Source organism: Limnohabitans sp. (assembly GCF_040400975.1).
GTDB lineage: Bacteria > Pseudomonadota > Gammaproteobacteria > Burkholderiales > Burkholderiaceae_C > Limnohabitans_A.
This window is the reverse complement of sequence record NZ_JBBAPF010000001.1, coordinates 1-25,208: the sequence shown is the minus strand read 5'-3', so window position 1 is coordinate 25,208 and position 25,208 is coordinate 1. Positions and strand designations below refer to the sequence as shown.

The window sequence follows — 25,208 nt, the reverse complement described above, 5'->3', positions numbered from 1 at the left end:
CTCATGTCCAAGCTTTCAATGCCAAACCCGCAGCCACCAAACGAGGTCCTGCCGAGGTTTGCAAGGCATCTCGCAGCCCTGCATCAAAGCTCGAAGGGTTGACCATGGCTGCTGCCTTGGCCTGGGTGTCCGGAAGCAGCGCAAGCTCAAATTGCCAGTCCTGCGCTGGACGTGTCAACAAAACAGACATACCGCCAGACAAACAAGAAGCGGCTCTGTGGGCGGCCTGCAACTCGGGCTCCATACTGGCCAACTGCCAGTCTGCACCGCGTATGCATTGGTTGAATTGCTCTACCGTACTTTGAGCGCAAGCCACCCACTGCAATTGCGCCACCACCCCATCGGCGAGTGGATCAGCTTGCCAATCAAAGCTGACCAGTTGGGGCTCAAGACCCAAGGCACGCGCAGCCTCAAGCTGAACTTCGGCTTCACAGTCTGATGGTTCCAAACCCACGGGAACGGCCAACATACCACTGACCACTTGCCCCATGGGCAAACCCATGTTGACGCGGTGGCGTCCCTGAAACGCACCACGGGAGCTGCCAATTTGGCGCAACCCATGGGACACGCCCAAGACACTTTGATCTTCCAAATCGCCTGCAAAGTACTGAACGGTGTGCACGCCCATCAATGGCGAGGCCTCCTTGCTCAGGCCAAGCAAAAACCACCCCTTCTGTGCGGGTGCCAAGCCCCAAGCTTGCTTGACGGCTCGCATTCGCAGCCGCTGCTGAAGCCATGACGCTAACTGCATGCTTTGCCCCCCTGACAAGTCTTCAAAAGTCTGTCCGAACATGTTTTGTAACATGAATACGGGTTTTGTCCTTATTTTTTTAAAACCAAATAGCTCATTCATTTGGATGGACAGACCATGGCAAGCATGTACTTTTTTATAATGTGGAGCCGCCTGTACTTTGCAGTCCGCACCCAGCACACACCTTATGCTCACCAAAGACAAGCCAGCAACACCCCCCCAAAACCCCGCCAAAGCCGAGACATCCTCGAGTTGGATAGCGTTGACATTCAAGGTGTGCGTTTGGGCTGTGGGCTTGCTGGCGGCAGGTCTGGCCAGCCTCTTGTTGGTGGTAGGTGTGGCCATGGTCATGGCCTACCCCAACCTGCCCGATATTTCTGACCTGGCCAACTACAAACCCAAATTGCCGCTTCGTGTGTTCACGGCCGACGGCCAGTTGATGGGCGAGTTCGGTGAGGAGCGCCGCAACCTCACCCCCATCAAAGACATTCCCAAAGTCATGAAAGACGCGGTTTTGTCGATCGAAGACAACCGTTTTTACCAACACGGTGGTGTCGACTACCTGGGCATTTTGCGGGCTGGTATCGCCAACATGGGCCGCCTCAAAAGCCAAGGGGCATCCACCATCACCATGCAAGTGGCCCGCAATGTTTACCTCTCGTCTGAGAAAACCTACACACGCAAAATTTATGAAATTTTGTTGACCTACAAGCTGGAGCACCTGCTGACCAAAGATCAGATTCTGGAGATCTACATGAACCAGATCTTCTTGGGCAACAGGGCTTATGGCTTTGCCTCGGCCTCAGAAGCTTACTTTGGCAAACCGCTCAAGGACATCACCATCGCCGAAGCCGCCATGCTGGCAGGCTTGCCCAAAGCGCCCTCGGCCTTCAACCCCATCGTCAACCCCAAACGCGCTCGATCGCGCCAGCTCTACATCATTGAGCGCATGGAAGAAAACGGCTACATCACCGCCAAACAGGCCGCGGTGGCCAAAGCCGAGCCCTTGCGCCTGAGGTCTGCTGCCGACCGAAAAAATTTGCATGCGGAATTTGTGGCCGAAACCGTTCGGCAAATGGTCTATTCGCAGTACGGCGAAGAGACCTACACACGCGGCATCAATGTTTACACCACGGTGCAAGCGGCCGAGCAAATGGCCGCCTACCGCGCTTTGCGGCAGGGTCTGATGGACTATGAACGCCGACAGGTTTACCGCGGCCCCGAAAAATTCATCCAACTGCCCAACGACCCCAAACTGGCTGAAGAAGCCATCGATGACGCCTTGGAAGACCACCCGGACAATGGCGACGTGATGTCTGCCGTGGTGTTGCAGGCGTCCCCCACCAAAGTGGTGGTGGTTCGACAAAACAGCGAGCAAATCACCATCACTGGCGCTGGATTGACGCCGGCGCAATCCGGCTTGTCGGACAAAGCCCCATCTGCCAAGCAAATCCGCAAGGGTGCCGTGATCCGAATCGTGCAAGCGGCCAATGGCAACTGGGAAATCACCCAACTGCCCGAAGTCGAGGGCGGCCTGATCGCCATGACGCCGCAAACCGGTGCCATCCGCGCTTTGGTCGGTGGATTTGACTTCGCCAAAAACAAGTTCAACCACGTCACCCAAGCATGGCGTCAACCGGGCTCCAGCTTTAAGCCATTCATCTATTCGGCCTCACTCGAAGCGGGTCTACGCCCGGCCACCATGATCAACGACTCGCCCCTGTTTTTTGACGGCGGTGTGACCGGCGGCCAACCCTGGGAGCCGAAAAATTACGACGGCAAGTTCGATGGCCCCATGAGCATGCGCACCGGCTTGGCCAAATCGAAAAACATGGTTTCAATCCGCATTTTGCAATCCGTCGGGCCACGCGCCGCCCAGGAATGGGTCACGCGTTTCGGTTTTGACGAAGACAAGCACCCGCCCTACCTCACCATGGCGCTGGGTGCGGGCTCAGTGACGGTGATGCAAATGGCCACGGGCTATTCGGTGTTTGCCAACGGCGGCTATCTGGTGCGCCCCCACCTGATCACCCGGATCACCGACTACAAAAACCGGGTCCTGGTGGAGAGCCCACCCCAAGCCCCCGGCGAGAACGTGCCACGCGCCATTCCCGAACGCAACGCCTTTGTGATGAGCAGCTTGCTGCAAGAAGTCACGCGTTCGGGCACTGCAGCGCGGGCGCAATCGATGCTGAAACGGCAAGATGTCTATGGAAAAACAGGCACCACCAACGATGCCATGGATGCCTGGTTTGCAGGCTACCACCCCAACATGGCCGCTGTGGTCTGGATCGGTTACGACACACCACGCAAACTGGGTGATCGCGAAACCGGTGGCGGCCTGAGTTTGCCGGTCTGGATCAAATTCATGGAGACCGCTTTGCAAAGCCAGCCATCGACCACACTGCGTGTGCCAGAGGGTGTGGTGCAATCTGGTGGGGACTGGGCTTACGCGGAGTTCACAGGCGATGCCGGGGTCAGCGCTTTGGGCATGGAGCCAGGTGGCAGCGGCTCTAAGGCGAGCAGCATGCCCCCTGTCGAAGAGAAAAAGCGCATCTTGGACTTGTTCCGCCAGTGAGCCTGCGCAAGAGTGCCAGGCGTGTCAGGGCTTGAACAGCAGCGCACGCCCCGACTGCTCAGATGCGTAGCGCGACAAGCTCTGCCAAAACTCGCCTTGGCCCTTGGTGTCTTGCCAAACCGTGCCGTCGAACTTGTAGTGGAACCCCCCGCAGCGTGCAGCCAGCCACACCTCGTGCAGGGGCTTTTGCAAATTGACAATGATTTGACTGCGGTTGGGGAAGGTTAAGGTGACCATGCCCCCCACACGCTGGTTGTCAATGTCCACATTGGCATCGTCGTTCAGCAGGTCGCAGCTGTTTTCTATCCCAGCCAGCAGGCGTTCAGCTTGGTCCAAAAATTCGAGGTCGGTCATTACAATCGCAGCATGTTGAAGGTATCGAAGATTCTAGTCACCACGTTTGTCCTTGTTGGCAGTGCGGCCGTATTGAGCGGTTGTGGCCAAAAAGGGCCTTTGCGCGCACCAGATTCACCGGCCTCTGTCAACCGTGCTTCACTGACCCAGTCACTGAATCCTTGGCACGACCCATCCACGGTACAAATTCAGCGTCGGGCGTCTGAAACATCCACCCCAGCGACAACGCCACGTCCTGCTCCGTCGATGGCACCCGACACCCTCTTTTTGATCTCACCTTCGGCCTCTGATGCCGTCACACGATGAACGCTCCTGCCGCTCCCCACACCTTGCCTGGACAACCGCACATCGCCTACCAAAATAATGGACTGATGGTGGAAAGCGTGCGCTTGTCTGACTTGGCCCAGGCGTACGGCACGCCATTGTTTGTGTATTCCAAAGCCGCCATGTTGTCGGCGCTGGCCGCCTACCAGCGCGGCTTTTCCGGCCGGAAAGCACAAATTTGCTACGCCATGAAAGCCAACTCCAGCCTAGCGGTGTTGCAGGTCTTTGCCGATGCCGGATGCGGCTTTGACATCGTCTCTGGCGGCGAGCTGGCCCGCGTGCTGGCCGCAGGCGGCGACCCGGCCAAAGTGATTTTTTCGGGCGTGGGCAAAACCCGCGCTGAAATGCAGCAAGCGCTGCAAATTGGCATCGGCTGCTTCAATGTGGAAAGCGAAGCCGAACTGGATGTGCTCAGCCAAGTGGCCGTCAAGGCAGGCAAACGGGCCCCGGTCAGCCTGCGCGTGAACCCCAACGTTGACCCCAAGACGCATCCCTATATTTCAACGGGCCTCAAAGGCAATAAATTTGGCATCGCGCATGAAGACACGCTGCGCGCTTACCGCCACGCCGCCAGTTTGCCGGGTTTGCACGTCGTAGGCATCGATTGCCACATCGGCTCGCAAATCACCGACACCACGCCTTATCTGGACGCGATGGACCGCGTGTTGGACTTGGTGTCAGAAATTGAAGCCGCAGGCATTCCGATCCACCACATCGATTTTGGTGGTGGCTTGGGCATCAATTACAACGGCGACACTCCCCCTGAGGCCGATGCCCTGTGGGCACAACTCTTGGCCAAACTCGATGCCCGCGGCTACGGCCAGCGCCAGCTCATGATCGAGCCAGGCCGCTCCTTGGTGGGCAATGCCGGCGTGTGCCTGACCGAAGTCATGTACCTCAAACCAGGCGAACAAAAGAACTTCTGCATCGTTGATGCCGCCATGAACGACCTGCCCCGCCCTGCCATGTACCAAGCCTTTCACCAGATCGTGCCGGTGACACAGCGCAACGCAGCCGATGGCGGCGACAGCGTGGTGTACGACGTGGTGGGCCCCGTGTGTGAAAGCGGTGACTGGATCGGTCGTGACCGCTCATTGGTGGTGCAAGCTGGCGACACGCTGGCGGTGCTCTCAGCTGGTGCCTATTGCATGAGCATGGCCAGCAACTACAACACCCGTGGACGCGCTGCAGAGATCCTGGTCGATGGCTCCAACGCCCATCTCATTCGCCAACGCGAGTCGGCATTTGACACCTTCGCGCTGGAGCAGCTGGTCTAAGCACCCTGTTCAGATGGGCCTGGGCATTTTCAGCAAACGCCACCCCAACAAGCCCGCCAAAATGGCGGCATACACCAGCACTTCGTCAAAGTCCTGTTTGCCCGCACGCATCCACCAAAAGTGCAAGACGGCCAGCACGGCAACCAGGTAAACGCCACGGTGCAGCAACTGCCAACGCCGACCACCCAGCCAGCGCATGGCGCGGTTAAATGAAGTGGCGGCCAGCGCCAGCAAGATCACATAGGCACTGAAACCCAACCAGATGAAAGGGCGTTTGACGATGTCTTGCAGGGTGTCGACCACATCCAAACCCATGTCAAACCAGGCATAACTCAGCATGTGCAAGCTGGCATAGGCAAACACCAACAGGCCCAACATGCGTCGAAACCTGGCCAACTCGGGCCATCCCAGAAGGTTTCGCAATGGGGTCACGGCCAACACGACACACAAGCCACGCAAGGTCCAGTCACCGGTGGCCCGAATCAAGGCCTCTGCAGGGTTGGCGCCCAATTGGTCTTGCACCGTCTGCAGCACAAGCCAGGCCAAGGGCATCAAACCCATCAGCAACAACGCCCACCAAGCGGCCGGGTGACGCAGCGCCGCTCTCATGCCCTCAAAAACATGGCTGGTTTGCGCATCAGAAGAACTTTTTCAAGTCCATGCCCGCGTACATCTGACCCACCTGTGTTTCGTAGCCATTGAACATCAGGGTCTTGCGCTTTTTGGCCAACAAGCCGTCCTCGCCAATGCGACGCTCGGTGGCCTGACTCCAACGCGGATGGTCGACGAGAGGGTTCACATTGGAGTAAAAACCGTACTCTTGGGGTGCCGATTTTTCCCATGAAATCACCGGTTGTTTTTCCGTGAAGCGGATTTTGACCAAACTCTTACCGCTCTTGAAACCGTACTTCCATGGCACCACCAAACGCAGGGGTGCGCCGTTCTGCTTGGGCATGACTTCGCCGTACATGCCAAACGCCAACATGGTCAACGGGTGCATGGCCTCGTCCATGCGCAGCCCCTCCAAATAAGGCCAATCCACCACGCCACCCCGAACTCCGGGCATGGTTTTAGGGTCGGCCAAAGTCACAAATTCCACGTACTTGGCGCCTGGCAAAGGCTCCACGCGGCGAATCAAATCGGCCAGCGAATACCCTATCCAGGGGATCACCATGGACCATCCTTCGACACAACGCAGGCGGTAGATGCGCTCTTCCATGGCGCCCCACTTCAACAAGTCCTCCAGATCCACTCGGCCTGGCTTCTTGACAAGACCCTCGATCTCTACGCTCCAAGGGTCGGTTTTGAGCGTGTGCGCCCGTTTGGCCGGATCGGCTTTGTCGGTGCCAAACTCGTAAAAATTGTTGTAGGTCGTCGCGTCTTTGTAGGGCGTCAATTTGTCCATGACCACACCACCTGGCAGCTTGGTGGGCACAGAAGCCAAGGGCGGCAACTGCCCCGGCCGAGCCATCTGCGCCCGCGCATCGCGCACGCCCCAAGCGGCCAATGCCAAGCCCGCCGAACCCATGGCCGCTTGGCGAATCAGCGCCCTTCGCTGCAAATAGACCGCTTCTGGGGTGATCTCACTGGACACAGGGTGCTGAAAACCAGAGCGAGAAGATAAGAAGATCATGGATGAACCTTTAAAGTCACGCTGTGATTGTGAACTTTTCAACCATGGCCTGCAGAATCCAGCGATTTCCAAGATCATTTTCGCACCGGGCTGGGTGGTCATGCGCACCACACAGGCCATTGACTTGGCTGTCCAGTCTTTCAAGACTGGAATGCTCAAGGGGCCTACAGGCCCCTTGGTGTTTCAGAGTGTGCCGTAGCTGTGCAGACCGCTCAGGAACATGTTCACCCCCAAGAAAGCAAAGGTGGTGATGCCCAAACCCACCAAGGCCCACCAAGCGGCCACAGTGCCACGCAGGCCCTTCATGAGGCGCATGTGCAGCCAGGCGGCGTAGTTCAGCCAGACGATCAGGGCCCAGGTCTCTTTCGGGTCCCAGCTCCAATAACCGCCCCAGGCCTCGGCCGCCCACAAGGCGCCCAGCACGGTGGCGATGGTGAAGAAAGCAAAGCCCACGGCGATGGACTTGTACATCACATCATCGAGGATTTCATAAGACGGCAAACGCTCGGCGATGCGGCGCCGCCCAGCCAAAATGCCCGCCACGATGAAGGCGGACACACCAAAGTAAACCATCCAATAGCTGCTGGTCTGGTCGTTGGCGGATTGGCGGAACACCACCGGCTCAAAGCACAGCACAATCCCCAGCAGCCACAAAGGTGCCAGTTTGTACCAGCGGGTTTCGGTCGCTTGTTGCTTGATCAGGTAGGCAAATGCCACCATGGCCGCCAAGGCAAAGGTGCCGTAACCAATGAAGTTGGCGGGGACGTGAACCTTCATCCACCAGCTCTTGAGGGCGGGCACCAAAGGTTGAATCTCGTGGGCTTCACGCACCAAGGTGTACCAAAGCAAAAAGCCGACGGCCGCACTCACCACCAACATGACGAATGCGCCCAGAGCACGGGTCTTGTATTGCTCTTCGTAGTACAGATAAAAAGCCGCCGTCATCCAGCAAAACATGATGAAGACTTCGTACAAGTTGCTGACCGGGATGTGCCCGATATCGGGTCCCAACTGGTGGCTTTCGTACCAGCGCACCAAGGTCCCGATCAGGGCCAAGCCCACCGCCACCCAGGCCATGCGCGAGCCCAAAGACTCCATCGCGTCTGCCTGACCCCGGATGAATATGCCGGCCCAATAAAAGACGGTGCTGATGAAAAACAGCATGCTCATCCACAGGATGGCCGACTGGCTGGACAGGAAATACTTCAGCAAAAACACTTGCTCAGATCGGGCCAGATCACCTTGATACAGGTAAATGGCCCACAAAGACAGGCCCGTCACCACCAACATCAAAGTGCGCAAGGGTCGCCAAAACCAGGCCAACCAAATGGCCGCAGGCAAGCTGCCGATCAGGATGGCCTGCTCGTAAACGTCCATGGCATGCTGGTAACGGGTGAATGCAAACACCGTACCCAACAGCGCCAACAGGGCAAAACCCCAATCCAGCGCCGAACGGCTGGAAAAATAGCCTGGATTCAAAGTGACAGTGGTCATGGTGCTTTCTCGGAGCGGCCCAACAATCGGGCGGTCAGTTGGTCAAATTCACGGTCCACGTCCATGGTCTTGCGGTTGGACGACAAAGCCATGCTCGCTTGGGCTCCACCGCCTTGCGGCGACAACCAGACCCACAAGCGACGGTCTCGAACATACAGCATTGCAAAAATACCCAGGATCAAAAGGGCACACCCCAAGTACACGATGGATTGGCCGGGCGCTCGTGCCACCTGGAACACACTGGCTTGCACCTGCTTGAAATCCTTGAGCAAAAACGTCATGGGTGCTGGGTAAAACGGCGCATCCGACAAAGCCAAGACCGCCTGTGTCATGAAGCCCTGAACTTGCTCTGGCGGCATCGGTTTGGCGCCCGCTTGCTCGCGCGCCACGCTGTCCAGTTCAAACAAGGCGCCGTTCAAAATGCGGACAAACATTTCGCCCGCACGGGCGCGCTCGGCCTCGGGCACATTGGACTCCAAGAAGTCTGCCAAGGCCTGCAATCCCGAAACCTGCTTGCCCTGCACCTGCTCCAAACCCGCAAACAGGCCCAAAGAGCGGGCTGCCGAGTCGGCCAGTTGCTGGGTCAATTCGGGGCGTTGTGGGTCCACCGCCTTGCGGGCGTAACGCTGCACTGCACGATTGCGCAGCTCGGGCGTTTCAAGCGCAGCGCGCAAACGAATGAAACCCGTCAACTCGCTGTTTTCATCGGCAGGTGGTCGCAAGTAACGGAAAGGCTCGCTGGGCGTCTCGCGCATGCCCAGCAAAAATACAGGCACACCATCGCCCGTGTCCACGGGCAACATGTAATTGTTGTACTCGCGCGCTTGGCCTGCGCCATCGCGCAGCTTGTAACTCACACTGGGGCCCACATTGCGCAGCTCTTTGGTTTGCGTGGTTTTGTTGCCCGCCCCCAAACGTTCATCGATGGCGCTACGCAGATCGACCTTGCGCACGTCCACCGCCGTGCCCTGGGGGCCTTCGCCACCCGACATGTTCTCGACGTTGATCACGCGCAGCCCGGTGAACTCCAAGCTCATTTTCTCATTGCCATTGGTCAAATCCGTACTGCCGCCGATGGTGCCTTCCACTTCGAAAGACTTGGTGGCTGCCGCCATCGGCACGGCTTGCAAAGTGACCTGCGAGCCACCATCGTCAAAGCTGGACTGGTAGATGTTGATGCCCTTGAAGCTGGCCGGGTGGTTGACCTCGACACGTGCCTCGCGCTTCTTGCCCGTGGCCTTGTCGTGAATGATGATGTCGCTGGCAAACAGCTTGGGCATGCCGGTCGAGTAGTACTCGACGATGAACTTTTTCAGCTCGATGACAAAGGGCAGCTCTTGCAGCAAGATGCCATTGGACTGGTTCAAAATCGCCGTCCCCGACGCTGTGTCCTCGGCCACCAGCAAATTGCCCCGAAAAGCCAGGTTGCGCTCAGACAATCGGTGCTGCGCAGGCACATCGGCAATCAAGCCACCACCGTTGTAAATTTCCTTGCCGCCAAACCACATCTGGGCGCGCACCATCAGGTCGCCGTCGAGCAAGCCGCCCACACACACCAGCACGATGGCCGAGTGCGCCGCGATGTAGCCAATCTTGTTGGCCGCGCCGGCCTTGGCCGCCAGCATCCAGCCCTTGCCCGCCGGGGTGTCGCGCTCTTGCAGTTTGACTTTCCAACCGCCTGTGGCCAGCAAGGCCCCCAGGCGTTTGGCGGCAAGCTCAGGCGCTTCGTTCAAATGGCCTTCGGCCTTGTGGTGAAAGGCTTTCAGGCTCTGTTCGCGGATATTTTCTTTGTAGTTTTTGAGGTCCACCAAGATCTTGGGGGCATTGCGGGCAATGCACAAGCTGGTGCTGATGACCAGAAATGCCAGGATCAACAAAAACCACCAGGCGCTGTAGACCGAGTTGAGTTTGAGTGTGGCAAAGAGTTCAGCCCAAAACGGCCCAAATTGGTTGATGTAGTTGTTGGTGGGCTCGTTTTGCTTGAGCACCGTGCCGATCACTGAGGCGATGCAAATGACCGTCAACAGCGAAATCGCAAACCGCATGGACGACAGCAATTCGATCACAGCCTGCCCTCGGGGCGAGCCGCGCTCGGATTCGGGGCTGGAAGCAACAGTCGTCATGGGTTGTTTGAATAAATTGACCAGCCCAAAGAGGGGAAGAGGAGAGCGAGAGAAACAACAAAGGCCGGAAAACCGGCCTGGGTACGCGTCATATCAGCCGATACTTAATTGTGCCGCAGGTTCTGGGCCTTTGGCACAAAACCCCCAAATGGGTACAGGGCAAAACCGCCGTACCCGAGGCACTCGGCTGAGCAACGGTCAGCGAAGACCCGCGATGTAGTCCGACACCGCCTTGATTTCGCGGTCGTTCATCTTGGCCGCCACTTGGGTCATTTGCAGATTGTTCTTGCGAACACCTTCGCGGAACTGGACCAGCTGGGCAGCGGTGTACTCGGCATGCTGACCCGCCAGGCGAGGGTACTGAGAAGGCATGCCCGCACCGTTGGGCGAATGGCAGCTCACACAGGCGGCGATTTGGCGGTCTGGAATGCCACCACGGTATATGCGCTCACCCCAGGCCACGGTCTCTTTGGCGTTGGCAAAACCGGGCTTGGCTTGCTTGGAGGCCAACCAAAAAGCGATGTTGCGCATGTCGTCATCGCTCAGCGCAGCGACCATGCCACCCATCACGGCGTTGGCACGCTTGCCTGATTTGTACTCTTGCAATTGCTTGAGCAGGTATTCGGGGTGTTGCTGGGCCAACTTGGGATTGGCTGGCGTGCTGGAGTTGCCGTCTGCAGCATGGCAAGCCACACAGGCTTGGCTGAAGATGGCTTCGCCTTTGGCCAGGTCGGGCTTGGCAGCCTTGGTGGCGGGGCCAGCGGCCAGCGCAGAACCAGCCACCAAAGCGGCTGACAGAGCAGTGATCAAGAGAGAGGAAATCGACTTCATGGCGTGATCCAAGAGTTGGCGCAAAACTCAAGGATTCTACAATGAGGTCCGCGTCAGTTTCCTGACGACCGAAGGTATCCCTGATTTATGAGCTCCCGCCCCCATGTTCGTGTTCCTGCCAGCCCACCCAAAGCTGCCAAAGCCACTCCGGCTGCGGCTCCTGCGGCGCGCAATAACCCCGCAGCAGTCACGCCCATGGGCTGGATGCACACCGCACGTTTCTTGACCACAGCGGCGCAACTGCACCACTTGCCCGCCATGGACACGCCTGAAATCGCCTTTGTGGGCCGCTCGAACGCTGGCAAATCCACCTGCATCAACACCCTGACGCAAAAGAAGCAACTGGCCTTTGCCTCGAAAAAGCCAGGCCGCACCCAACACATCAACCTGTTCGCTTTAGGCAAACAAGGCGTCACCGATGCCGTGTTGGCCGACCTGCCCGGCTACGGCTACGCCGCTGTGGCCAAAATGGACAAGCTGCGTTGGCAGCAGGTCATGGCCAACTACTTGGTCAGCCGCGAGAACCTCAAGGGCATTGTCATGATGTGCGATCCGCGCCATGGCCTGACCGAACTCGACGACATCTTGCTGGAAGTGATCCGTCCGCGCGTCGAAGAGGGCCTGAAGTTCCTGATCATTTTGACCAAAGCCGACAAGCTGACCCGCGCCGAGCAAGCCAAGGCCTTGTCGATTGCGCGACTGCAAGCCGGCGGTGGTGAGGTGAAACTCTTTTCGGCCTTGAAAAAACAAGGCGTGGACGATGTCGCCCAACTGCTGTGGGACTGGACCCATCCCGCCGATGGCGCTGTGGCTTCACTCCAAGCCGCCGAACCACCCGAAGAAGAACCCGAAGCCTTGGGCGAGTGAGCGAGTGAGCCCGCGCCGGCGATCGCCACGGACCTGAACTTGCCACTGCGCCAACCCAGAGTGATCCCCTGTGCCCCACTGTTCAAGCGCTCACCCAGACATTCAGACCTGGCAACAAGCCCTGCCACATGGCATCACTTTGAGCTGCCGTGCTTGTGGCGAGCCCGGCCGCCCTGTGCTGCTGTTTTTGCACGGCTTCCCAGAAGGGGCCTGGGTCTGGGACCCTTTGCTGCTGCATTTTTCCAGACCTGAAAACGGCGGCTACCGCTGCTTGGCCCCCAACCTGCGCGGCTACGAACGCTCCAGTGCCCCAGAGGACGTCAAAGCCTACCGGGCCAAACACCTGGTGCAAGACATCGCAGCGTTGATCGACACCCCCTGCACAAGCCCCAATGGCAGTGCGCCACTGGCCGCCCTGATTGCCCACGACTGGGGAGGGGCGGTGGCCTGGAGCTTGGCCAACCAGCACCCGGCTCTCTTGCAAAAACTGGTCATCCTCAACTCGCCCCACCCAGGACCTTTTTTGCAAGCCCTGCAAAACGACCCTGCACAAATAGCGGCCAGCGCTTACATGAACTTTCTGGTTCAGCCCGAGGCAGCGGCACAGTTAGCAGCCAATGACTTTGATCGCCTGTTTGGATTTTTAACGGGCCACGACGCGTCTTTGCAATCGCTCAGTACCCAGACCACCGCCTTCAGCCCCGACTGGCTCACGCCCGCAGTCAAGGCGCAATACCGCCAAGTTTGGCAACACGGCCTGCAAGGCGGCCTCAACTACTACCGCGCTTCGCCCCTGCGCCCAGCCACCGCCAAAGACCCGGGCGCCAGCGCCGTGCAGATTCCGCCCGAAGCGCTGCGCATCGAAATGCCCACGCTCGTGCTGTGGGCGCAAGACGACGTGGCGCTGCTGCCCTGCCTGACCGAGGGCTTGGACCAGCACATCGCCGATTTGACGCTCGTGAACATTGCCAACGCCACCCACTGGGTGGTGCACGAACAGCCACAGCGGGTGATCGATGAAATCGCGGTGTTTTTGAAGGCACCTACTGCGCCCTCGCCCTGAACCCCATTCTCGAAAAAGGGCGGCCAAGCCCTCAGCGATTCAATAAAAGCCCGGTTCACCCTCGGGCCGGGTTTTGAATCGCTTGTGCACCCAGTAATACTGCTCGGGCATGGTGTCAATCACCGCCTGCAAAGCACGGTTCATCTGGGCCGCGTCGGCCTGCGAATCTGGCGTCGGAAAGTCGGGCCAGACAGGCCCCACTTCCAAGCAATAACCCTGCGGTGTCAGCCGGGTCGCCGCTGTCAACACCTGGGCCCGGCCCAGCCGCGCGAAACGAGACAAAGACGGCACCGTGGCGGCCTGAACGCCATAAAAGGGCACAAAAACAGAGTCTTCACGCCCAAAATCCATGTCTGGCAACAGGTAGAGCTTGTCACCCTCTCGCAGGCCCGACACGATTTGCTTGACCCCTTGCTGTCTGAAAAACAACTTGATGCGCCCAGAACGGTTGCGCCCTTGGCGCACCCACTCGTCCAATACCGGATGGCGTTGCCGCGTGTAAATGCTGGCCATGGCCACGCCCTGCAACAAGGTCAGCACCGTGCCTCCAGCATCCATGCCCACAAAATGCGGTGCCAGCATGACCACAGGCTGCGCGCCCTGCAGGGGAGACAAGTCGCCCTTGACCGTCAAGCGCCTGCGCAGCACATCGACAGAACCATGCCAAAGCCAAGCACGGTCTAACAAAGACTGCGCCAGCACCACAAAATGACGCCTCGCCATGTGACCCCGCTGCCAGGCGCTGAGCTGAGGGAAACACACCCTTAAATTGACCCGCACAATGTGCCGCCTTGAATGGGCTAGGACAAACAGTGCATGCCCCAATAGCCAGCCCAAGGCCCGCAAAATCGGCAAAGGCCACAGCGCCAGAAAACGCATCAACAGGGGCAGCCACTTCATCACAACTCTAGGCGCGGCGCTTTGTATCGCGCGTAGCCCCACAAATACTGCTGCGGGCACGCCCGCACCATGGTTTCCATCGCTTGGTTGATCTGCACCACGGCCGTGTCCAAATCCGACGACAAATCGTGGCCCATCGTGCGCGTATGCAAGCGATAACCGCGCCCCCAAGACAAGCGCTCCCCCCAAATCAACACCACCCGAGCCCCGGTTTGCAAAGCCAAGCGGGCGGCCAGGGTCATGGTGTAAGCCGGTTTGCCAAAATACGGCACCCACTGGCCCATGCCTTCAGGGGGCACCTGGTCGGGCAACAAACCCACGGCCTCGCCTGCGCGCAAGGCCTTGATCATCTGACGCACCCCAGCCAGGGTGGTGGGCACTGCCTGCAAACCCGGCCGATCGCGCGCCAAGGCCATCACCTCATTCAGGGCCGCATGCCGCGCAGGACGGTAAAGCACCGTCAATTGGCCATATTGGGCACCGAATCTGAGCGCCAAGGCCTGGGCTGTGATTTCGAAGCAACCCATGTGCGGCGTTAAAAACAACACCCCCTTGCCCTGCGCATAGGCCTCGGCAGCAGCTTGGTCACTGGCCCATTCCAAATGCGGCGTGCGACCCAACCACAAACGCGGCAACTCGGCGGTCATGCGGCCCGCTTGACCCACCGCCCCGAGCACTGCCCGCCAACCCAGGCCCGCCTGCCGGGCATTGTCCAAAAAGCGGCGACGGTAAGACCCTGAAAAAATCCAAGCCAGCCAGCCCCCCGCGCTGCCCAAAGCATGCAAGACCCCAAGTGGCCAACGAGAGAAAAAACGAAACCAACGCAACATGGGGGGTGATTTTGCCCCAGCGCCAAACGCTCTACCTGTTTCCCCCGTCCGACTACCTGTTCAACGCTCCATCTTGGCCACCCATGCTGATCTAACATTCATAAAGGCCAAACCGCCAGATTCTGGCGAAGTCCGCAACCCCTGGGAAAAGCCCATGAAAACATCCGAAAACCCACAAAACTACTTCAGCACCAGCCAAGCCGCCAAAGTGCTCGGCCTGTCGGTCGGCACCGTCCAGCGCATGGTGCAAAACGGGGTCTTCAAGGCCTTTGTCACCCATGGAGGTCACCGCCGCATTTTGTCCACCTCCTTGAACGACTACTGTCAAAAGCAAGGCGTCAGCACCAGCGCCCCGGCGCCAGCGCAGCCCGTGGCCCATTTTTTCGTGTTGCACGACAGCGCACACATGAGCCCGGCCGTCAGCCGTCTCAATGCATGGGCGTGCGTCACGGTGATGACCCATCCACTGGATTTGATGGAAATAGGCCAAGAGCAAGCGGTATTGTTTGTGGACGCCCGCCTGGCCTGGCTGCACACCTCGCCCGCCCACTTGCACAACGCCAGAATGCAAAACACCCACATCATTCTCTACAACAGCAAACACTTGCCCGCCAACAGCCTGTTCACCGAGAGCCAGAATTTGCACCTGTTTGCTGGTGACATCAGCACCGACCTGGTCGACGGCTACCTGTTGTGCCTGCAGCAACTGCAAGCCCAAACCACCCGCTGCCACTGAAATCAAAGACTTGTTTGTTGCCCGGGTCTTGAATTGACCTCAAAAGCCCTTATCATTAGCACTCGATGGAGATGAGTGCTAACAAACACCCGCTCCACAGATTTCACCAGCACCCCACCAGGTGCTTTTGTTTTTAACTCTTGTTTCAAATCTAGGAGATTCCATGAAACTGCGTCCTTTGGGCGATCGCGTGATCGTCAAGCGTATCGAAAGCGAAACCAAAACAGCATCAGGCCTCTATATTCCTGATTCCGCTGCAGAAAAGCCCGATCAAGGTGAAGTTTTGGCCGTCGGCCCCGGCAAAACCAACGACAAAGGCGAGACCAAAGCCCTGAGCGTCAAAGTCGGCGACCGCGTGTTGTTCGGCAAATACAGCGGCCAGACCGTCAAGGTGGGTGGCGACGAGCTGTTGGTCATGAAAGAAGAAGACCTGTTCGCGGTCGTGGAATAACTTGCGGGACAGACCGACCAATGCGCGCAGCGCCCGCTCGCTCTGTCCTCAACTGATCAAATCAATTTAATTCAGGAGCTACAAAAATGGCAGCAAAAGACGTAATTTTCGGCGGCGAAGCCCGCGCACGCATGGTTGAAGGCGTGAACATTTTGGCCAACGCGGTCAAAGTGACTCTGGGCCCCAAGGGCCGCAACGTGGTTCTGGAGCGTTCGTTTGGCGCCCCCACCGTGACCAAGGACGGTGTGTCCGTGGCCAAGGAAATCGAACTCAAAGACAAGCTGCAAAACATGGGCGCGCAAATGGTCAAGGAAGTCGCTTCCAAGACCTCTGACAACGCCGGTGACGGCACCACCACTGCGACCGTGCTGGCCCAGGCCATCGTGCGCGAAGGCATGAAGTACGTGGCCGCCGGCATGAACCCCATGGACCTCAAGCGCGGCATCGATAAGGCGGTTGCCGCCCTGATCGAAGAGCTCAAGAAGGCCACCAAAGCCACCACCACCTCCAAGGAAATCGCCCAGGTCGGCTCGATTTCTGCCAACAGCGACTCCAGCATCGGCGAAATCATCGCCAACGCCATGGACAAAGTGGGCAAAGAAGGCGTGATCACCGTGGAAGACGGCAAGAGCCTGAGCAACGAACTCGACGTTGTCGAAGGCATGCAGTTTGACCGCGGCTACCTGAGCCCTTATTTCATGAACAACCCCGAAAAACAAGCGGCTGTTTTCGACAACCCATTTGTCCTTCTTTACGATAAGAAGATCAGCAGTCTGCGCGACTTGGTTCCCATTTTGGAACAGGTTGTCAAGACCAGCCGCCCACTGTTGATCATTGCCGAAGATGTTGAAGGTGAAGCTTTGGCCATGCTCGTCATGAACATTCTTCGCAGCGGCTTGAAAGTTGCAGCTGTCAAGGCCCCCGGCTTCGGCGACCGCCGCAAAGCCATGCTGGAAGACATCGCCATCTTGACCGGCGGCAAAGTGATCGCTGAAGAAGTGGGCCTGACCCTCGAAAAAGTGACACTGGCCGATATGGGCCAAGCCAAGCGCATCGAAGTGGGCAAGGAAAACACCATCATCATCGACGGCGCAGGCGCTGCCGGTGACATCGAAGCGCGCGTCAAGCAAATCCGCGTGCAGATCGAAGAAGCCACTTCTGACTACGACCGCGAAAAGCTGCAAGAGCGCGTGGCCAAGTTGGCTGGCGGTGTGGCCGTCATCAAGGTCGGCGCTGCCACCGAAGTCGAAATGAAGGAAAAGAAAGCCCGCGTGGAAGACGCCCTGCACGCCACCCGCGCTGCGGTGGAAGAAGGCATCGTGGCTGGTGGTGGCGTGGCTTTGCTGCGTGCACGTCAGACCGCTGGCACCATCAAAGGCGACAACGCTGACCAAGACGCCGGCATCAAGCTGGTGCTCAAGGCCATCGAAGCGCCTCTGCGCGAGATCGTGTACAACGCCGGCGGCGAGCCCTCGGTGGTGGTGAACGCGGTGTTGGCCGGCAAAGGCAACTACGGCTTCAACGCCGCCAACGACACCTACGGCGACATGATCGAGATGGGCATTCTGGACCCCACCAAAGTCACCCGCACGGCTTTGCAAAACGCCGCGTCTGTGGCCTCTTTGATGCTCACCACAGAGTGCATGGTTTCGGAAGCCCCGAAAGACGACGCCCCAGCCGGCGGCGGCATGCCTGACATGGGCGGCATGGGTGGCATGGGCGGCATGGGCATGTAAATGCCCCGCGGTCTGGACTGAGGGTTTGCGCCCTCACCCAGCCAAGATCAAAGCCTCGCAAGGTGAAAGCCTTGCGGGGCTTTTTTCATTCAGACATAAGCGTGCAAACGGCCGCGCTGATCGTAAGTGGTCAAAAATGGCAGGGCACTGGGCAAGCGGTCTTGGCAAGAACTGCGGTGAACCAAGGGCATCAATGGCTTGGCTGGTGCTTGCAAACGCTGCCGGTCATACCGGCGGCGGCTTTCTGGATGACCGAGCACCTCCCAAGCGCCATTGAGCCGGGCCATCTTGGCCGCTGCAGCCCAGCCCTCACCCTCTTGCCTGTCCGGGTGGTAGCGTTTGGCCAAAGCGCGGTAAGCCGCCCGAATGACATCCGGCTCGGCTTCGGGTGCAACCCCCAACTCGGCATAAAGGTCCATGGTCTTGTCCATGGCTTGAATTATGGAATTGGAATACCTTGTTTGTATATAAATTGGTAATTTAATCGTATCAAAGTGTTAAATTTAATACCAACCAAGGACGCCATGGGGCTGTGACGCCTCAGCGCATCGCATTCATGGACGCCAGCAAGGCGGCCGTAGACGGGTCCAGCCCGGTCACATCACCCGAAGCCATGCGCGCATGGATGTCTTTGGCCAGCACCTTGCCCAGCTCCACGCCCCATTGGTCAAAGCTGTTGATGCCCCAGACCGCGCCGCTCACAAATACACGGTGCTCCTGCAAGGCAATCAACGCCCCGAAGCTGGTGGGTGTGAGTTCATCGAGCAGCAAGAAGGTGCTGGGTCGGTTGCCGGGAAAGTGCTTGTGGCCGCCCTCATCGGCTTGGCCCAACATCAGCGCCTGCGCCTGCGCGATCACATTGGCCAACAGCAGTTCGTGGTGGTCTTTCAGGCTGTGCGTGGGCTTTTTCACGGCAATGAACTCCAGCGGCACCACATCGGTGCCTTGGTGCAGCATCTGAAAGTAAGCGTGTTGCCCATTGGTGCCCGGCTCGCCCCACAGCACGGGTGAAGTGCCGTACGGCAATGCATGCCCGTTGCGGTCCACCTGCTTGCCGTTGCTCTCCATCTCAAGCTGTTGCAAATACGCGGGCACTCGGCGCAAAGCGCTGTGATACGGCGCAATGCTGCGGCTGGTGTAGTTCAAAAAGTTGCGGTACCAAACATCGAGCAAGCCCAAGCGCACAGGCAGGTTTTGCACCAAAGGCGCTGTCTGGAAATGCTGGTCCATGGCGTGCGCCCCGGCCAGCAAATCCCTGAAACCCTTGGCACCAATGGCGATCGCCACCGGCAAGCCAATGGCCGACCACAGCGAATAACGGCCCCCCACCCAGTCCCAAAAACCAAAGGTCGTGGTGATGCCAAAGTCAGTCGCCGCCGCCACGTTGGTGGTCAGCGCCGCAAAATGGCGCGCCACATCGCTGCCGCCTTGTGCCTGAAACCAGCCCAGCGCCGAGCGGGCGTTGGTCATGGTCTCGAGGGTGGTGAAGGTTTTGGAAGCGATCAAAAACAGCGTGTGCTCGGCCTTCAGCCCCTTGAGCACCGCAGCCAACTCATGGCCGTCCACGTTCGACACGAAATGGAAGCGTTTGCCCTCGATCACAAAATCCTGCAGCGCCACCACCGCCATTTGCGGCCCCAGGTCAGAGCCCCCAATGCCGATGTTCACCACATCGGTGATCTGCGCATCGGCACGGATGGTTTCGGCATAGGCCAGCATGGTTTGGAGTGTGGCGTGCACCTGCGCCAGCGGCTTGGCCAATTCACCCGTCAGTGAGCCTTCGGGCTGGCGCAACAGCCAGTGCATGACGGCGCGGTCTTCGGTGGTGTTGATGTGCTCACCGCGAAACATGGCATCGCGGTGCTCACTCAGGCCGGTCTGGCGGGCGAGCTCTTGCAGCAGGGCTTCTGTCGCCGCGTCCAGATGGTTTTTCGACAAGTCGGCAAACACATGCGGTGCGGTCTGGCTCAGGGACGAAGCGCGGTGGGCATCTTGCGCAAAAGCGGTGCGCAAATCAAAACTTATGCTCTGGGCTGCATGGGCCTTCAAGTTTTGCCAGGCCGGGGTGTGGTCACAGCGCATGCCTCAGGCTTTCTGCATCAAATCTTCGAGCTTCACCGCATCGGCGCAAAAAGCGCGGATGCCTTCGGCCAGCTTCTCGGTGGCCATGGCGTCTTCGTTGAGCGCCAAGCGGAAAGCGGCTTCGTCATAGGCCACAACCGGCAAGTCCAGTGTTTGGGCGGCTTGTGCGTCAAGCGCCAAACCCAGCGGGGCATCGCTGGCGGCCAGCTGCGCCAGCAGCTCGGGGCTGATGGTCAGCAAATCGCAGCCGGCCAGCGCCTTGATCTGGCCGATGTTGCGAAATGACGCGCCCATGACTTCGGTGGCGATGCCGTGCTTTTTGTAGTGGTTGAAGATGGCCCGCACCGACTGCACGCCGGGATCGTTCACACCCGACATGGCCGCTTCGTCCCAGGCGGCACCTGCGGACTTCTTGTACCAATCGTAAATACGGCCCACAAAAGGCGAAATGAGTTGCACCTTGGCCTGGCCACAGGCCACCGCCTGGCAAAACGCAAAGAGCAGCGTCAGGTTGCAGCGGATACCTTCGCGCTCAAGCTCGGCCGCGGCCTGAATGCCCTCCCAAGTCGATGCGATCTTGATCAACACCCGCTCACGGGGGATACCCTGCGCCTCATACAGCGCCATGATGCGACGCGCCCGCGCCACGGTGGCGGCGATATCAAAGCTCAATCGGGCATCGACCTCGGTCGACACACGGCCCGGAATGGTGTTCAGAATCTCGCAGCCAAAACGCACCAACAGGTGGTCCATCACCACGTCCAGTGGCTGACCCCGATGGGCGGCCACGGCTTCGGCGAGCAAGGGCGCGTATTCGGGCTTTTGCACCGCCTTCAAGATCAATGACGGGTTGGTCGTCGCGTCTTGCGGCTGGAACTGCGCCAGCTGTTTGAAGTCGCCGGTATCTGCCACCACCGTGGTGAATTGTTTGAGGGCGTCAAGTTGGTTCATGGCAATTGTTGTGAAAACTGGATTGAATTATCCTTGAAACAAAGTTACATTTTGAGCCCCACTCATGTAACTCAATAACAACATGGCGTTTGATCTGGTTTTCTTCGGCGGCACAGGCGACCTGGTCTGGCGCAAACTCATGCCAGCCCTCTTCCAAGCCTATCGCCACGGCAGTCTGCCCGAAGAGGGCCGCATCATCGGTGTGGGCCGTGACGATCTGAGCGACGAACAATACCGCCAGCAAATCCAGTCACGTTTTGACCAAGTGGACGGGGACAAGCGCCCCAACAGCGAGGAATTCGCCCGCTTTGCCAGCCTGCTTTGCTACGTGCGCATGGACTTGTCCAAACCCGAGTCTTACGCGGCCTTGTCAACCCGCTTGGCCGAGCGCGAGACCGACAGCGTGGTGATGTATTTGTCCACCGCACCCAGCCTCTTCACCACTGTCTGCGAGCAGCTCGCCGCCAATGGCCTGAACACCGCCAAGACCCGCATCGTGTTGGAAAAGCCACTGGGTCACGACCTGGCCTCCAACCGCGCTATCAACCACGCGGTGGGACTGGCCTTCAAAGAGCAACAGATCTTCCGCATCGACCACTACCTGGGCAAACCTGCGGTGCAAAACCTGTTTGCCCTGCGCTTTGGCAACGCCCTCTTTGAGCCCCTGTGGCGGCGCGAGCATATCGCCAACATCCAGATCACGATGGCCGAAGAACTGGGCGTGGAAAAACGCGGCGGCTTTTACGAGACCACAGGCGCGCTGCGCGACATGGTGCAAAACCATGCCCTGCAGCTGCTTTGCGCCATCGCGATGGAGCCACCCATCAACGCCCACGCCGACGCGATCCGCGACGAGAAACTCAAGGTGCTGCGCGCTTTGAAGCGCTGGACACCTGAAACCCTGAGCCAGCATGTGATCCGTGGCCAGTACAGCGCAGGCAACATCGAAGGCAAAGCGGTACCGGCCTACCGCGAAGAGCCCGGCGTCAACCCCGCCAGCAGCACCGAAACTTTCGTAGCGCTGCGCACTGAGATTGCCAACTGGCGCTGGGCCGGGGTGCCGTTTTACATCCGCACGGGCAAACGCATGGCCTCGCGTGAAGCGCACATCGAAATCAATTTCCGCCCCACCCCGCACGAAATTTTCAAAAGCCCGATGGGTCACGCCAACAAACTGGTCATCCACCTGCAACCCAAAGACGGTTTGGAGTTGCACCTGTTGGCCCAAGGCCAAAGCAAACGCAGCGAGGGCGTCAGTGGCGCCACCTTGAGCCCGGTGCACTTGGACCTGGACTTTGACAAGCGCTTTGGCAGCCAACGGGTGGGCGCTTACGAGCGCTTGCTGCTCGACGTGCTCGATGACCGTCTGAACCTGTTTGTGCGCAGCGACGAACAAGAAGAAGCCTGGCGATGGGTCGAGCCCATCTTGCAGCACTGGAAAAACGACACCATCGGTCCCCGCCCCTACGCCGCTGGCACCTGGGGTCCCAGCGCGTCCAGCGCCATGATCGCGCGCGACGGCTTTTGCTGGTCCGAAGAAATCTGACAAGGAGACGCCCCATGCTCGACCGCATCAAAGCCTGCCTGCCCTCCTTGGCTCCGGCCGAGCAACGCGTGGGCAAGCTGGTCCTGGCTGACCCACGGGCGTTTGCCAAACTGCCGGTGACCGAGTTGGCCGACCGCGCCCATGTCAGCAAACCCACCGTGGTGCGCTTTTGCCGCAGCGTGGGTTACGACGGCCTGTCCGATTTCAAGCTCAAACTCGCGGGCAGTGTGAGCGAAGGTGTGCCCTTCATCCACCGCAGTGTGGACGCCGATGACAAAACCAGCGACATCGCCGTCAAGGTCATCGACAACACCGTGGCGGCATTTTTAAAGTACCGCAACGAGGCCAGCTCTTTTGCTTTAGAGCATGCGGCGCAAGCCTTGGCCGCCACTCAAAAAACCCATCGCCGCATCGAGTTTTATGGCGTGGGCAATTCGGGCATCGTGGCGCAAGACGCGCAGCACAAGTTCTTTCGCCTGGGGGTCAACGCCATCGCCTACAGCGACGGCCACATGCAGGTCATGAGCGCCTCCATGTTGCAGCCCGGCGACTGCGCCGTCATCATCTCCAACTCGGGCCGCACCCGCGACCTGATGGACGCTTGTGACATCGCCAGAAAACAAGGCGCCACCACCATCGTCATCACCGCCAGCGGCTCACCCCTGGCCAGCGCCGGGCACATCCACCTGACGGCCGACCACCCCGAGGGCTATGACAAATACAGCCCCATGGTCTCGCGCCTGCTGCACCTGCTCATCATCGACATCCTGGCCACCACCGTGGCCCTGCGCATCGGGGAAGAACTTCAACCGGCCCTGCGCGACATGAAGAAGAACCTCAGCAGCAAGCGCTACACCTGAGACTCAGGCCGACAAGCCCCCATGTGCAGCCGCATGCTGCCCCGGTAAAATCCAGCTTTTGCCAGCCTGCGCAGGGCTTGGCCACCACGGGGGCTGATTGGCCACCCGCACGACCTTCAGGACCCCTTGTGACCTACGCCAACGAAACCCGGCGCCGCCGGACTTTTGCCATCATTTCTCACCCCGACGCGGGTAAAACCACGCTGACCGAAAAACTCTTGCTGTTCTCGGGCGCGATCCAGATCGCCGGCTCGGTCAAGGCCCGCAAAGCCTCGCGCCACGCTACGTCCGACTGGATGGAAATCGAAAAGCAGCGCGGCATCTCGGTGGCATCGTCCGTGATGCAGATGCTCTACCGGGACCATGTCATCAACCTGCTCGACACGCCCGGCCACAAGGACTTTTCAGAAGACACCTACCGCGTGCTCACCGCCGTGGACTCGGCCCTGATGGTGATCGACGCCGCCAACGGCGTGGAAGCGCAAACCCGCCGCCTGATCGAGGTTTGCCGTCAACGCGACACGCCCATCATCACCTTTGTGAACAAGATGGACCGCGAAGTGCGCGACCCGCTCGACATCCTCGACGAGGTCGAGCGCGAACTGGGCATGCCTTGTGTGCCCATGACCTGGCCCGTGGGTCAAGGCAAGAGCTTCGGCGGCATTGTCAATCTGCGCACGCAGGCCATGACGGTGTTTGACTCGGGCTCTGAACGCTTGCCGCAAGACTTCGAAACCATCCCGCTCATCGAGCAAGCCCAATTGGCCAAGCGCTTTGGACTGGAATGGCAAACCGCCATGGACAGCATGGAGCTGGCCACCGGCGCATCGCCTGCGTTTGACGAGGCGGCATTTTTGGCGGGCAAACAAACCCCCGTGTTCTTTGGCTCCGGCGTGAACAACTTCGGTGTGATGGAAGTGCTCGACGCGCTGGTCGATTTGGCCCCCGCGCCCCGGCCCCGCACCAGCAACCTGCTGGTCAACAAGCAGCCCGTGGTCAAAGAAATCCAGCCCGAAGACAGCGCATTCTCTGGCGTGGTGTTCAAGGTGCAAGCCAATATGGACGCCAACCACCGCGACCGCATCGCCTTCGTGCGCATGGCGTCGGGCAAATACACACCGGGCATGAAGCTCAAGGTGCAGCGCACTGCCAAAGAACTGCGGCCCACCAGCGTGGTTACCTTCCTCTCGCAACGGCGCGAGGCGGTCGATGAAGCCTATGCGGGCGACATCATCGGCTTCACCACCCATGGCGGCGTGCAGCTGGGCGACACCATCACCGACGGCGCGAATTTGCAATTCACCGGCTTGCCGTTTTTTGCGCCCGAACTCTTCATGACCGTGATCCTGAAGAACCCGCTGCGAACCAAGCAACTGCAAACGGGCCTCGACCAACTCGGCGAAGAAGGCGCGATCCAGGTCTTTAAACCCGAAATCGGCGGTCCCATGCTGCTGGGCGCGGTGGGCCAGCTGCAGTTTGAAGTGGTGCAACACCGCCTCAAAGCCGAATACGACTGCGATGTACGTCTTGAAGGCTGCCAGTACACCGGCGCCCGCTGGATCACCGCCGACACCCCGGCCGAGCTGCGCGAATTCACTAACGCTTACCCGCAGCGCATGTCGCTGGACGCGGCAGGCACCTTGGCCTATTTGTGCACCAGCCCCTACGACGTGCGCCTGGCGCAAGAGCGCTTCCCCAAAATCCACTTTCACCCCCTGCGCGAGCATGCCGGCTTGGCCTTGGGCTCAGCGGGCTGAAGTGGCGAGCCCGAGTTCGACACTTTGACCCCCATTTAGGCTGTTTTCGAGGGTCGGGGTCTAT

General features: G+C 59.2%; 23 protein-coding genes. 11 read left to right on the top strand and 12 right to left on the bottom strand.

Annotated elements, in window-relative coordinates; translation table 11 throughout:
• Window position 1: 1 nt before the first annotated feature.
• Complete coding sequence (locus ABWQ00_RS00115; protein WP_353236637.1) at window positions 2-715, bottom strand: type IV pilus biogenesis protein PilM; 714 nt, start codon at window positions 713-715, stop codon at window positions 2-4.
• Between the two features lie 223 nt (window positions 716-938).
• Between ABWQ00_RS00115 and ABWQ00_RS00110 the strand changes: the two genes are divergently transcribed.
• Complete coding sequence (locus ABWQ00_RS00110) at window positions 939-3,329, top strand: penicillin-binding protein 1A (protein WP_353236636.1); 2,391 nt, start codon at window positions 939-941, stop codon at window positions 3,327-3,329.
• Between the two features lie 24 nt (window positions 3,330-3,353).
• Here ABWQ00_RS00110 and cyaY read toward each other — a convergent pair whose 3' ends face one another.
• A complete protein-coding gene (gene cyaY / locus ABWQ00_RS00105) occupies window positions 3,354-3,683 on the bottom strand; it encodes an iron donor protein CyaY (protein ID WP_353236635.1) in 330 nt (109 codons plus the stop codon).
• Window positions 3,684-3,695: 12 nt separating this feature from the next.
• On the opposite strand from cyaY, the gene lptM reads away from it, so the two are divergent.
• Window positions 3,696-3,989 (top strand): LPS translocon maturation chaperone LptM, encoded by a 294-nt coding sequence (lptM, locus tag ABWQ00_RS00100; RefSeq protein WP_353236971.1) that lies wholly within the window; start codon window positions 3,696-3,698, stop codon window positions 3,987-3,989.
• On the top strand, window positions 3,986-5,284 hold the full coding sequence (gene lysA, locus ABWQ00_RS00095) for a diaminopimelate decarboxylase (RefSeq protein ID WP_353236634.1): 1,299 nt from the start codon (window positions 3,986-3,988) through the stop codon (window positions 5,282-5,284). Before lptM ends, lysA begins: the two co-directional genes overlap by 4 nt.
• Window positions 5,285-5,293: 9 nt before the next feature.
• Here lysA and msrQ read toward each other — a convergent pair whose 3' ends face one another.
• The 5 genes from msrQ to ABWQ00_RS00070 form a co-directional block, all read right to left on the bottom strand.
• Complete coding sequence (gene msrQ / locus ABWQ00_RS00090) at window positions 5,294-5,893, bottom strand: protein-methionine-sulfoxide reductase heme-binding subunit MsrQ (RefSeq protein ID WP_353236633.1); 600 nt, start codon at window positions 5,891-5,893, stop codon at window positions 5,294-5,296.
• A 28-nt stretch (window positions 5,894-5,921) separates the two neighbouring features.
• A complete protein-coding gene (gene msrP / locus ABWQ00_RS00085) occupies window positions 5,922-6,917 on the bottom strand; it encodes a protein-methionine-sulfoxide reductase catalytic subunit MsrP (RefSeq protein WP_353236632.1) in 996 nt (331 codons plus the stop codon).
• Window positions 6,918-7,100: 183 nt separating this feature from the next.
• Complete coding sequence (gene ccsB, locus ABWQ00_RS00080; protein ID WP_353236631.1) at window positions 7,101-8,411, bottom strand: c-type cytochrome biogenesis protein CcsB; 1,311 nt, start codon at window positions 8,409-8,411, stop codon at window positions 7,101-7,103.
• Window positions 8,408-10,534: a cytochrome c biogenesis protein ResB gene (locus ABWQ00_RS00075; RefSeq protein WP_353236630.1), complete on the bottom strand. Its 2,127-nt coding sequence runs from the start codon at window positions 10,532-10,534 to the stop codon at window positions 8,408-8,410. The genes ccsB and ABWQ00_RS00075 overlap by 4 nt, the downstream gene beginning before the upstream one ends.
• A 198-nt stretch (window positions 10,535-10,732) precedes the next feature.
• Complete coding sequence (locus ABWQ00_RS00070; RefSeq protein ID WP_353236629.1) at window positions 10,733-11,365, bottom strand: c-type cytochrome; 633 nt, start codon at window positions 11,363-11,365, stop codon at window positions 10,733-10,735.
• Between the two features lie 87 nt (window positions 11,366-11,452).
• Between ABWQ00_RS00070 and yihA the strand changes: the two genes are divergently transcribed.
• Both yihA and ABWQ00_RS00060 read left to right on the top strand, forming a co-directional pair.
• The gene (gene yihA / locus ABWQ00_RS00065) at window positions 11,453-12,232 is read left to right on the top strand and encodes a ribosome biogenesis GTP-binding protein YihA/YsxC (protein WP_502908036.1); all 780 of its coding nucleotides are present in this window, start codon (window positions 11,453-11,455) and stop codon (window positions 12,230-12,232) included.
• 70 nt (window positions 12,233-12,302) lie between these two features.
• A complete protein-coding gene (locus ABWQ00_RS00060; protein ID WP_353236628.1) occupies window positions 12,303-13,295 on the top strand; it encodes an alpha/beta fold hydrolase in 993 nt (330 codons plus the stop codon).
• Window positions 13,296-13,334: 39 nt separating this feature from the next.
• On the opposite strand, the gene ABWQ00_RS00055 is transcribed toward ABWQ00_RS00060, so the two are convergent.
• A complete protein-coding gene (locus ABWQ00_RS00055) occupies window positions 13,335-14,195 on the bottom strand; it encodes a lysophospholipid acyltransferase family protein (RefSeq protein WP_353236627.1) in 861 nt (286 codons plus the stop codon).
• Window positions 14,195-15,025 (bottom strand): lysophospholipid acyltransferase family protein, encoded by an 831-nt coding sequence (locus tag ABWQ00_RS00050; protein WP_353236626.1) that lies wholly within the window; start codon window positions 15,023-15,025, stop codon window positions 14,195-14,197. The genes ABWQ00_RS00055 and ABWQ00_RS00050 overlap by 1 nt, the downstream gene beginning before the upstream one ends.
• A 154-nt stretch (window positions 15,026-15,179) precedes the next feature.
• On the opposite strand from ABWQ00_RS00050, the gene ABWQ00_RS00045 reads away from it, so the two are divergent.
• The 3 genes from ABWQ00_RS00045 (at window position 15,180) to groL (ending at window position 17,948) form a co-directional block, all read left to right on the top strand.
• Complete coding sequence (locus ABWQ00_RS00045; RefSeq protein ID WP_502908035.1) at window positions 15,180-15,761, top strand: helix-turn-helix domain-containing protein; 582 nt, start codon at window positions 15,180-15,182, stop codon at window positions 15,759-15,761.
• Between the two features lie 163 nt (window positions 15,762-15,924).
• Window positions 15,925-16,212, top strand: a complete 288-nt coding sequence (locus tag ABWQ00_RS00040; RefSeq protein WP_353236624.1) for a co-chaperone GroES — start codon at window positions 15,925-15,927, stop codon at window positions 16,210-16,212.
• Between the two features lie 86 nt (window positions 16,213-16,298).
• Window positions 16,299-17,948, top strand: a complete 1,650-nt coding sequence (gene groL / locus ABWQ00_RS00035) for a chaperonin GroEL (RefSeq protein WP_353236623.1) — start codon at window positions 16,299-16,301, stop codon at window positions 17,946-17,948.
• A gap of 89 nt (window positions 17,949-18,037) precedes the next feature.
• On the opposite strand, the gene ABWQ00_RS00030 is transcribed toward groL, so the two are convergent.
• The 3 genes from ABWQ00_RS00030 to tal form a co-directional block, all read right to left on the bottom strand.
• Window positions 18,038-18,379 (bottom strand): J domain-containing protein, encoded by a 342-nt coding sequence (locus tag ABWQ00_RS00030; RefSeq protein WP_353236622.1) that lies wholly within the window; start codon window positions 18,377-18,379, stop codon window positions 18,038-18,040.
• 109 nt (window positions 18,380-18,488) lie between these two features.
• Window positions 18,489-20,030: a glucose-6-phosphate isomerase gene (gene pgi / locus ABWQ00_RS00025; protein ID WP_353236621.1), complete on the bottom strand. Its 1,542-nt coding sequence runs from the start codon at window positions 20,028-20,030 to the stop codon at window positions 18,489-18,491.
• A 3-nt stretch (window positions 20,031-20,033) separates the two neighbouring features.
• Window positions 20,034-20,981: a transaldolase gene (gene tal / locus ABWQ00_RS00020; RefSeq protein WP_353236620.1), complete on the bottom strand. Its 948-nt coding sequence runs from the start codon at window positions 20,979-20,981 to the stop codon at window positions 20,034-20,036.
• Between the two features lie 82 nt (window positions 20,982-21,063).
• Between tal and zwf the strand changes: the two genes are divergently transcribed.
• The 3 genes from zwf to ABWQ00_RS00005 all read left to right on the top strand — a co-directional run bounded on the left by zwf (window position 21,064) and on the right by ABWQ00_RS00005 (window position 25,144).
• Window positions 21,064-22,527 carry a glucose-6-phosphate dehydrogenase gene (gene zwf, locus ABWQ00_RS00015; protein WP_353236619.1) on the top strand — a complete coding sequence of 488 codons (1,464 nt, stop codon included), beginning with the start codon at window positions 21,064-21,066 and terminating at the stop codon, window positions 22,525-22,527.
• 14 nt (window positions 22,528-22,541) lie between these two features.
• Complete coding sequence (locus ABWQ00_RS00010) at window positions 22,542-23,387, top strand: MurR/RpiR family transcriptional regulator (RefSeq protein WP_353236618.1); 846 nt, start codon at window positions 22,542-22,544, stop codon at window positions 23,385-23,387.
• Between the two features lie 128 nt (window positions 23,388-23,515).
• Window positions 23,516-25,144 carry a peptide chain release factor 3 gene (locus ABWQ00_RS00005; RefSeq protein WP_353236617.1) on the top strand — a complete coding sequence of 543 codons (1,629 nt, stop codon included), beginning with the start codon at window positions 23,516-23,518 and terminating at the stop codon, window positions 25,142-25,144.
• The last annotated feature ends 64 nt before the right edge of the window (window positions 25,145-25,208 follow it).